We start from the raw sequence: 9439 nt of genomic DNA, 5'->3' as shown, positions 1-9439 counted from the left end.
ACGGTGACGCAGCGAGTTTGATACCGACCAAAGAGACAAATTCATTGCTGACTTCATCCGAATGCCAACCCCCAACAAAGGGGATTGGTCTTTGATCCAAAGGAATTCTCACCCCCACATAAAGTGGAGACGAGGATAATTTGGCATTTGACAAGTGCACGCTGTTGAGTTCTCAAGGATCGGACGCTCCCCCGACCCAGTCATCACAACCAGGCCCGAAGGGCAACTTCTCAATCTTATCTTCGCTGTTCGGCCTGTCAAATCGACTCGCCGAGCGGCTCAGAACCAGATCTGCTGTCCGGCGCTCAAGGCGCCGAGGCAACTTCACTAGCTTATCCGTTCCGGCGAGCTTGTCAATTCGACAGCAGCCGGGGTGGATGCTCCAACTTGGACAGAAGTGAAGTCCCGATCTTCTCCGAGAGAGGATCTTGGTGGAGGTGGTTCTCCGCTTGAGGGGGGTAAGGCTCTCGGCCTCTCCGCTTCCCTGTGGGGCGAACAAGTAATAAGTTACGCGGATCCCGGGGTTTGGGCAAATCACCGTGGACCGCCGGGCGTGTCGCGCCTGGTTCACGTCCCGCAGGCGCCGTGGGCCCGGGCGGATGGGACCTGCGGATACAGAAAAGGCCCCGCCGGAGCGGAGCCTCTTCTCACTGTCTCAACACAGTGTGGACCTAAGGGGATTCGAACCCCTGACCTCCTCGATGCGAACGAGGCGCGCTACCAACTGCGCCATAGGCCCGTGCGAACGTCAACTACGTTATCACGCCGCGACGGGACCGAGAATCGACTCAGCCGGCCGCTCGACGCGAGAGCATCTCGCGGACATGCGCTTCGATCTCGGCGTCGTCGACGAAGCCCATCCGGGCATAAGGAGAGGTCGCCGCGGGGATCTGCGGCGGGGCAGGTTCTGCCATGCGCTCGGCCCGCTCCCGGAGTTCAGCCAGTCGAGCCGCCTTGCGGCGTTCGTCCTGCGCGTCCAGCTCGGCGCGAGCCACCTGGGCACGCGAACCCGCGACCGACACCAGTGGCTCAGGCAGCGGCCGCGGCGTCCAGCTCGCGCGTCCCTGATCATGCAGCGGCGGAGCAACGCGGGGCGCTGCAGCGACCGGCTTCGGTACTGACCGCCGGGCCGCGCGTGCTGCGACGGCAGCCATCCGCTGGAGCATGAAGCCCGTCACCACGACGATGCCGCCACCGACCCAGAGCAGCGTCGAAGCCCCGCTCGAGGCGATCTGCCAGACCCCGAGCGCGAGGAGTGCCACGCCGACGACGAGGGCTGACGTCCCGGTCGCGCGGACCCGCCGCCGGGCACGAGCCTGGCGTACGACGGGATCGGCGCGTGTGGCCGCGAGTTCGCGGCGAAGCTCCTCGAGCTCCGCCGTCTCCTTCTCCGCCTGCACCCGCTTCGCGAGCTTCTGCTGCGCGAGCGCCGTGCGTGCATTCAGCTCGAGCCGCACCTCGCCCGGTGTCTCACTCGTCTCAGCGAGCACGCGCAGCGCCTGGTTCAGGCGCACGGCGTTGCGTTCGGCCGCGTTGTACTGGAAGCGACCGCGCCAGGAGGGCAGCAGATAGAGCATCCACAGGAGCACGGCGACGAGCACGATCACTCCCCCGCTCAGCACCGGCCCGTCCATATCGTCAACGGTAAGCGACCGGACCCCGCCTGCCCGGTCAGCGGCGGCGCGTGTCGCGGCCGGAAACGCGCGTGTCGACGCTGGGCGCCCCGTCGCCGCTCAGCGCGCCAGGCGGTCCGAGGGCGGGATCGTCGCCGCGTCGGGTGGCACCTGCCCGTTCAGCCATCGGGCCAGGACGCCCTGCGGTACGTCCTCACGGGTGAGGGCGAACGCGTAGTGGTCCCGCCAGTCGCCGTCGATATGGATGAAACGCCGGCGCAGCCCCTCGTAGCGGAAGCCGAGCTTCTGGACCACCCGGAGGCTGGCGACGTTCTCCGGACGGATGCAGATCTCCATCCGGTGCAGACCGAACTCGGTGAAGCAGGCGTCCGTCGCCAGCGCCACCGCGGTCGGTGTGATCCCCTTGCCTGCGAACCTCTCGCTGACCCAGTATCCGATCGTCGCCGACGCCAGCGAGCCGCGAGCGATGCCCCACACGTTCAGCTGACCGGCGATCTGCCCTTCATGCACCATGACGAAGGGGTATCCGGCTCCATCGCGGTACTGCTGAAGCAGGCGGCGGATGCTGAGCCGCATGTCGAACGACACGGCCCCATAGGGGATCGTCGCCTCCCACGGCTGCAACCATGAGCGGTTGCTGAGCAGCTCATGCTGCAGAGCGCGTGCGTCGCGCGTGCGCACGAGACGCAGTTCGACCGGACCGTGCCGCATCCCCACCGCCAGATCCATCAGCACATCAGCACGACCTCGGTGAACCGCCTAGAGGCGTTCCGCGAATTCCTTGAGCCACGGCCGCAGCTCCGGCCCGAGGTCTTCCCGGTCGGACGCGAGCTGAACGATCGCCTTGATGTAGTCGACACGGTCCCCCGTGTCGTAGCGACGGCCTCGGAAGACGACACCGACGACGCCGGGGCCGTCCGGGTCGGCTGCGAGCTCCTGCAGCGCATCGGTGAGCTGGATCTCGCCGCCCTTGCCCGGTTCGGTGCGCTCGAGGATCTCGAACACGGATGCCGGCAGGATGTAGCGGCCGATGATCGCGAGGTTCGACGGCGCATCCTCCGGAGCGGGCTTCTCGACGAGGCCGGTGACGCGCACGGCGTCGCTGCCCTCGATGGCCTCGACCGCGGCCGCACCGTACATCTGGATGCTGGCGGGATCGACCTCCATCAACGCGATGACGGCAGCGCCGGTGCGCTCGTGCTCTTCGATCATCGTGGTGAGCAGCGGGTCGCGCTCGTCGATGAGGTCGTCGCCGAGGAGGACCGCGAAGGAGTTGTCACCGACATGACTGCGCGCACGGAGCACGGCGTGTCCGAGACCCTTGGGCTCGCCCTGACGGACGAAATGGATGTCGGCGAGGTCGCTCGACTTCATCACGCGCTCGAGCCGTCCGGTGTCGCCCTTCTCCAGCAGCTTCACCTCGAGCTCGGGGACCGCATCGAAATGGTTGGAGATGGCGTTCTTGTTGCGCCCGATGATGATGAGGATGTCGTGGATGCCGGCATCCGCCGCCTCTTCGACGACGTACTGGATCGCCGGCTTGTCGACGACGGGAAGCATCTCCTTCGGCATCGCCTTCGTGGCGGGGAGGAATCGTGTTCCGAGGCCCGCGGCGGGAATGACTGCCTTCATCTTGTGGTCTCGCATCCACTCAGCCTAGCGGGACCGCCGCGTAGACTCGGAGGCATGTCGAATGACGTCGAGCACGCCAAGAGGGCATTGCGTGCGGACCTCCGCGAGCGGCGCCAGCTCCTCTCGGACGCCCAGCGCGAGGCCGCGGCATCCGCGATCGGCGAGCGCCTCGACGCGCTCGTCGACGCACACGACGCGCGCGCCATCTCCTGCTTCCTCTCGACGACCAACGAGCCGGGAACCCGGGATTTCGTCGCTCGGGCGGTGCGGCGCGGCATCCGCGTGCTGCTTCCCGTGACGCGAGCCGACGGATTGCTGGACTGGGCGGTCGCGACCGACGAGGGCGAGATCGCCGAGGGCCTGTTCGGCCTGCCCGAGCCGTCCGGCGAGGTTCTCGGCCCGATCGCCGTGAACGACGTCGACCTGATGATCATCCCCGCTGCGGCCGTCGACCGCACCGGCATGCGACTGGGCTGGGGACGCGGATACTTCGACAAGACCATCGGCTCGATGGAGAAGTGCCCGCCGGTCTACGCCGTCATCTATGATTCCGAGATACTCGACTCCCTGCCCCGGGAGGTGCACGACCAGCCGGTGACCGGCGTCGTGACCCCGTCGCAGACCCTGAACCTGTCGCCATCGCGACACTGAACCGCGAGGACACCATGCCCACCTATGCCTATGCCTGCACATCGTGCGGACACCAGTTCGACGCCGTGCAGAGCTTCGCCGAGAACGCGCTGACCATCTGTCCTGAATGCGGCGGAGCGCTCCGCAAGCAGTACGGGTCGATCGGGGTGACGTTCAACGGCTCCGGCTTCTATCGCACGGACTCGCGCAGCAATGCCGGGGGATCGAAGGATGCTTCGGCATCATCGAAATCGGAATCGTCGACGAGCGCCAAGCCGGCGCCCGCGGCGGCTCCGGCCTCTTCCTGAGGTCACGATCTTTTCGGGGGTTCCCATGTTCCAGGGTTTCAAGGAATTCATCACCAAGGGCAACGTGATCGACCTGGCCGTCGCCGTGGTCATCGGCGGCGCCTTCACCACGATCGTGAACGCCGTGGTGTCCGCGATCATCACGCCGCTCGTCTCCCTGTTCTTCAATGCCGATGAGACCGGCAAGGTCGGCATCACCGTCAAGGGCATCTATGCGCAGGATGTCACATTCCCGGTCGGCGAGCTGATCAGCGCCGTCATCAGCTTCCTCGCCGTCGCGATCGTCGTGTACTTCGTCTTCGTCGTGCCGATGAACAAGTACAAGGAGCGTCAGGCCGCGAAGAACCCGGCCGTCGAGGAGGAGACCCTGCCGAGCGAGCAGGAGCTGCTCATCGAGATCCGCGACGCACTGCGCAAGCGCGCTGCATCCAGCTGATCCGTCCGGCGCGACGTGTCCAGGCCCTCGGCTCCTTCGGGAGACCGGGGGCCTCTGCATCTGCCGCTCAGTAGTGCGGGGGGATGTCCTGGATCAGGCGTTCGTCGTTCGGTCCCTTCGAGGCACGGGAGGCGGATGCCGCCGCATCCTTCGCGGAATCCGTGGCGACATCGGGCGCGGGGTCGGTCCCGGGCGCCGGGGTGAGCCGGGCGCGTCGCGAACCGGGCACCCGTTCGATCCGCTGTCGCGACTCGTCACCCATCGCGCGGGTCGAGATCGAGCGGCTGCGTGTCCGTGTCTGCCCGCGGCGCCTGTGCGGAGATGCCGAGGATGGCGGCGATCCGCGTCGCGGCCGTGGCCGGATCGCTGTACAGATCGAACGCATGCACCCGGACATAATGCCAGCCGAGCCGGCGCAGGACCTGGGGTCGCAGCCGCAGCGTCTCACGCAGGGATTCGCCGCGCGATTCCGGGTCGGACTCGATCACGACGGCCTTGCCCTGGTGCTGGGCGACCAGGGGAAGCAGGCCCCGGTAGTCCACGTCGACCGAGGCGCCCAGACGACGCAGCTCCCGGGCGAGGGCGAGCGTGAGGGGATCCGCGAGATCCTCCAGACGGGCCTCGCGACCACGGGTGGCCAGACCGCCGAGGATCGACATCAGGGTCGCCGCACCGTGCTCGAGACGTCCGTCGTCGAACGATGACGGACGGATCGACGACACCAGCACCATCGAGCGACGCGCGCGCGTCATCCCGACGGTGAGCAGACGCTCGCCATCCGGAGTGGACAGGTCCCCGAAATCGCTGAGGACGCGTCCATGCTTGGTCAGGCCGTATCCGAGCGAGAAGATCACGCGATCGCGGCTCTCGGCGACCGACTCCTCCAGCGTGAGCACGGCGAAGGGCTCGGCGGTGTCGCGGGAGACGAAGTCCGAGACATCCGAACGACCGGCGAATGCAGACGTGACGGCGGCACGCACCCGCTCAGCATGGCGAGCGCTGGCCGTGACGACCATGAGAGACTCCGCCGGCCGGTGCACGGCATGCTCGACGACCAGCGTGACGACCCGCGCGACCTCGGCGTCGGGACTCTCCACCGCGCCGGAGACAGGGTCGGGTGCTCCGACTCCGCGTTCGACGTAGTCGACGGTCAGGCTGCCGCGCCCGAGATAGGAACCGGCCCACGGCAGCGACACGATCTCTCCGCCGTAGAAGGCGTCGTTGATGAGCTCGGCGAGGTCTTCGCCGCCGGCACGGTAGCTGCGCGTCAGGGTCATCACGGGCAGCAGCTCGGAGAGACGCTCGAACACCGAGATGTCGTCGAAGGGGACTTCGTGCTCCCAGTCCTCCCCCGGATCCACCGCGACGTCGAACGGGGTCGGCCGCTGGGTGACCGGATCGCCGAAGGCTATGACCTGACGAGCACGCCGGATCGCCGGAGCGGCCTCGGCGAGGTTGATCGCGGCGGCATCCACGAGCAGGACTGTGTCGAACTCCACGGAGTCCGGGATCTCCGGCACAAGATACGGCGAAGAGATCCAGGCCGGGGCGAGCACGTCGACGAGCGTCGGCGCGGAAGCGACGATCTGCGCCGTACTGGCGTCCGGCTGCGTGAGCGCGCGACGCAGGTGCTGGGACTCCTGCGGCTCGTCGACGATCGCGATCTTCCACTGGCTGGCCAGCTGCCACGCGAGCAGCGGTCCTGACATCGCCGCATGGGCCTCGTCGACGAGACGGTAGTCGCGTTCGAGCCGATCCACCACTGCCGTGTTCGCGCCGAGGAGCGCCCTGTTGTCCTGCAGCGCCCGCTCCAGGAGCGACTGCCACCAGGCGAACTCGAGCTCATCGCCGACTCGCTTCTCGGACACGTGCCGCACCGAGAGCTCGGCGAGCAGCGGCTCCAGTCCGAGCAGCGCCAGCTGCTCCCGCAGTTCCGATCGCTCGACGAGGTTGTCGAAGACATCCGACTTGGCGGCGAGCCCCGCAAGCGTCCGGACGAGCCGCGCGACGGGCAGCGACGCGAGCGGCTCGCGCCGGCCCAGGGCCGCGTCGAGTTCGGCGAGTTCCGCCTCGACGCGCTGCCAGGCGACGTACACGTCGGCGAGGCCGAGCGGGATCTCCGGAGCGACGCCCGCATCGACGCAGCGCTGCCATTGCGTGCGCTGCGTCTGGATGCGCAGCAGCGCCTCATGCATCTCGGTGACGTGCACCCCTGGGCGCACGTACTCCTTGGCGAGGCGGCGCAGCCGGCGCCGGTTCGCTCCGGACATGCCGGGGGCATCCCGGCGTGAGCCGTGAGCCTGGATGAGCTCGCCGAGCGGGCGCTCGAAGACGGTCGGGCTGAAGCGATCGAGTGAGTCGCGGATGCCCTGCAGCAGACGCAGGTACTCCCCCAGCTCGTCGATGGTCGAGAACGGCCGCATGCGCGTCTGCGCGATGAGCGCATAACCGCGCTCGAGAAGCGTGGGGACGCTGTCCGAATGCAGGCGCGACGCCAGATCGTGCGCTGCGCGCGCCGCCTCCGTGCTGGCGAAGACCACGCCGTACCACGGCGAGTCGTCCGGGCCGAAACGGAACTCTCCGAGGCGGGCCGCCTGGGCGAGCATCGCCGCCGCGCTGCTCCTGTCCCCCGCGAGCCGCTGCAGGGCCTCCGATCCCAGCCGAGCCGTCGTGGACGGAGGGGTGGGCAGGGAGGCGAGGCGGGTGAGCTGTCTGGTCGCCTCGAGCACCGAGGCATTGACGCCCGGAACAGGGGCTGTGAGGGCGAGCCGATAGTCGCGCAGCACCGTGCGCAGCCGGATCAGGGCGTCGTCGACTTCGCCGACCTTCGGAGCGGTGGCTTTCTCGTTCCGGCCGATGGCCCGGACCAGATCACGGCGGACGCTGGCCGGCGAGATCGCCAGACTGTCGAGTCCGATACCGGCCAGACGATGCCGCACGCCGTCGAGCGTCGAGCGGCGGGCCGATACGACCAGCACGCGCTTGCCTCCGCGCACCAGCTCACCGAGAGCATTGATCACGGTCTGCGTGCCGCCGGTGCCGGGCAGCGTCGCTACGGTCAGCGAGTGACCGGCCGCGATCCGCGAGAGCACGGCTTCCTGCTCGGCATCCGCGTCCAGCAGGAGATTGTCCGAGGCCGGAGCGCGATCATCCGGCCCGGTGTAGTGCGGTTCGGCACGCGGCGCGGTGACCTGCTCACGATCGTCGACGTGGCCTGCGAGAGCGTTCAGCACCGCCGAATCGAGGCTCCCGCTGTCACGGGCCATCGCGCCGCCGACGTCGGCGAACGTCGAGACGACGAGCCGGGGCTGCACCGAGAAGGTGTCGATGGTGCGGGTGATCGCCCTCAGGCTGTCGATCACCGGCTGCGGTTTGAAGATGCCGCCGTCGTAGGCGAGCGCAGCGAGGGATACGGCGTCGATGGTGATGCCGAAGTGCTCGCGTGCGATCCGGACGAGTTCGGGGTTGACGTCGAAGGCGCCCTGCAGCTTGAGCTCGAAGTCGGAATGATGACGCCGGATCGCGAGCGGTCGCAGCAGCACCGGGGCGGCGAAATCGGCTCCGCCGATCCGCCAGCGGGCGACGCCCACGGCGAGGTGGACGGCTTCGATCCCTCGCACCGTGCGCAGCTCGGTGTTCTTCGCTGTGATCCGCTCGGCGGCGAGGCGAGCGGTGCGCAATCCCACCTCATCGCGGAAGAGGTTCGACAGCAGCGTGGACTTGCCGGTGATGAACTGCGGCAGGCTGCCCGGATGCGCCTTGGAGATGTCGATCCCAGATTCGGGGCTGTCGCGATAGGTGATCAGCGGCGACGGTCCGCCGAGATCAGCGGCCTCCGCGCGCAGGCGGGTGCGCTCGGCCTCGGCTGCGTGCGCGACATCGATGCCTGTCGGCGACCCGTGCAGCTCGCCGAGAGTCACCGCGGCCTCCGTCGCTGCACCATCCGCAGACTTTTCCTCACGTCGCCACACACCACACACCCTAGGCGCGCAAGCCAGGATGAAGCTGTATCCCGGGCGGGTTTCGCCCGGATTCATGCCGCTGAACAGCCTCTCCGGACTCTTCCTGCACTGCGGCAGCCCGACGGGAGGTTGTCCCCGTCCCCGCGCTCGGAGCTCCCCGGGACGCGTTCCGCCGGTCAGTATGGGGTCATGACATTCCGCTACGACTTCGCACCGACACCGTTCGGCGACGCGCTCGCGGTGTTCTCGGAGGAGGGCATCGTGCGTTTCGATCTCTCGGAGTCCGAGGACCCCTCGGTTCCGTGGCTGCTGGAGGACGTCTCCCGCCGGCTGCACGAGGTTCCGCAGGCATCCCCCGGCGCCGCCGATGAGCTCGCACACCTGCTCGACGATTACTTCGAGGGCGCGCCCGTCCGGTTCGACGAGCACCTCCGCCTGGACTGGCGGCTCGTCGACGGCTTCTCCCTGGCCGCGTTGCGTGCCATCTCGGAGATCCCGTGGGGCGAGACCATGAGCTACGGCGAGGTGGCGATCGTCGCCGGCCATCCCGGGGCCGCCCGCGCCGTGGGCACCGCATGCCGGCTCACGCCGTTCTCGATCATCGTCCCGGTGCACCGGGTCGTGCGTTCGGACGGTACGCCGGGGCACTACGGCGCCCATCCGGAGCGCAAGAGGTACCTCCTCGATCTCGAGTCCGAAGCCGCACGCGGCCGCTGATCCCGAGGTTCAGCCCCGGGCAAGTACCCGCGCTCGGCACCAGAGTCTCGGCACCAGAGTCTCGGCACCAGAGACCCGGCATCAGACGACGCGGACCCCGGCGAGTAGGCCGCCGGGGTC

Annotated in this window: 9 protein-coding genes and 1 tRNA gene; 4 read left to right on the top strand and 6 right to left on the bottom strand. The window is 68.2% G+C overall.

Annotated elements, in window-relative coordinates:
* Positions 1–666: 666 nt before the first annotated feature.
* The 4 genes from CUR96_RS15580 to galU all read right to left on the bottom strand — a co-directional run bounded on the left by CUR96_RS15580 (position 667) and on the right by galU (position 3281).
* A tRNA-Ala gene (locus CUR96_RS15580) sits at positions 667–739 on the bottom strand.
* 49 nt (positions 740–788) lie between these two features.
* Positions 789–1634: a hypothetical protein gene (locus tag CUR96_RS15575; RefSeq protein ID WP_102194254.1), complete on the bottom strand. Its 846-nt coding sequence runs from the start codon at positions 1632–1634 to the stop codon at positions 789–791.
* Positions 1635–1733: 99 nt separating this feature from the next.
* A complete protein-coding gene (locus CUR96_RS15570; protein ID WP_219722005.1) occupies positions 1734–2363 on the bottom strand; it encodes a GNAT family N-acetyltransferase in 630 nt (209 codons plus the stop codon).
* Positions 2364–2393: 30 nt separating this feature from the next.
* Positions 2394–3281 carry a UTP--glucose-1-phosphate uridylyltransferase GalU gene (gene galU / locus CUR96_RS15565; protein WP_102194253.1) on the bottom strand — a complete coding sequence of 296 codons (888 nt, stop codon included), beginning with the start codon at positions 3279–3281 and terminating at the stop codon, positions 2394–2396.
* A 39-nt stretch (positions 3282–3320) separates the two neighbouring features.
* Here galU and CUR96_RS15560 point away from each other — a divergent pair, with 39 nt between their 5' ends.
* From CUR96_RS15560 to mscL, 3 genes are read left to right on the top strand one after another with little or no spacing between them, the layout of a single operon-like run.
* Positions 3321–3917, top strand: coding sequence for a 5-formyltetrahydrofolate cyclo-ligase (locus CUR96_RS15560; protein ID WP_102194252.1), 597 nt, complete (start codon positions 3321–3323; stop codon positions 3915–3917).
* A gap of 14 nt (positions 3918–3931) precedes the next feature.
* Positions 3932–4204 (top strand): FmdB family zinc ribbon protein, encoded by a 273-nt coding sequence (locus CUR96_RS15555; RefSeq protein WP_102194251.1) that lies wholly within the window; start codon positions 3932–3934, stop codon positions 4202–4204.
* Positions 4205–4229: 25 nt separating this feature from the next.
* Complete coding sequence (gene mscL, locus CUR96_RS15550) at positions 4230–4640, top strand: large conductance mechanosensitive channel protein MscL (RefSeq protein ID WP_102194250.1); 411 nt, start codon at positions 4230–4232, stop codon at positions 4638–4640.
* Positions 4641–4707: 67 nt separating this feature from the next.
* On the opposite strand, the gene CUR96_RS15545 is transcribed toward mscL, so the two are convergent.
* Both CUR96_RS15545 and CUR96_RS15540 read right to left on the bottom strand, forming a co-directional pair.
* Positions 4708–4902 carry a hypothetical protein gene (locus tag CUR96_RS15545; RefSeq protein ID WP_102194249.1) on the bottom strand — a complete coding sequence of 65 codons (195 nt, stop codon included), beginning with the start codon at positions 4900–4902 and terminating at the stop codon, positions 4708–4710.
* Positions 4895–8560 carry an ATP-binding protein gene (locus CUR96_RS15540; protein ID WP_102194248.1) on the bottom strand — a complete coding sequence of 1222 codons (3666 nt, stop codon included), beginning with the start codon at positions 8558–8560 and terminating at the stop codon, positions 4895–4897. The genes CUR96_RS15545 and CUR96_RS15540 overlap by 8 nt, the downstream gene beginning before the upstream one ends.
* A gap of 231 nt (positions 8561–8791) precedes the next feature.
* On the opposite strand from CUR96_RS15540, the gene CUR96_RS15535 reads away from it, so the two are divergent.
* The gene (locus tag CUR96_RS15535) at positions 8792–9319 is read left to right on the top strand and encodes a methylated-DNA--[protein]-cysteine S-methyltransferase (RefSeq protein WP_102194247.1); all 528 of its coding nucleotides are present in this window, start codon (positions 8792–8794) and stop codon (positions 9317–9319) included.
* Positions 9320–9439: the final 120 nt, after the last annotated feature.

This window comes from Microbacterium aurantiacum (assembly GCF_002872075.1).
GTDB classification, from domain to species: Bacteria; Actinomycetota; Actinomycetes; order Actinomycetales; family Microbacteriaceae; genus Microbacterium; species Microbacterium aurantiacum_A.
The sequence above is the reverse complement of the archived record's forward strand: the minus strand, read 5'-3'. Positions and strand labels throughout refer to the sequence as shown.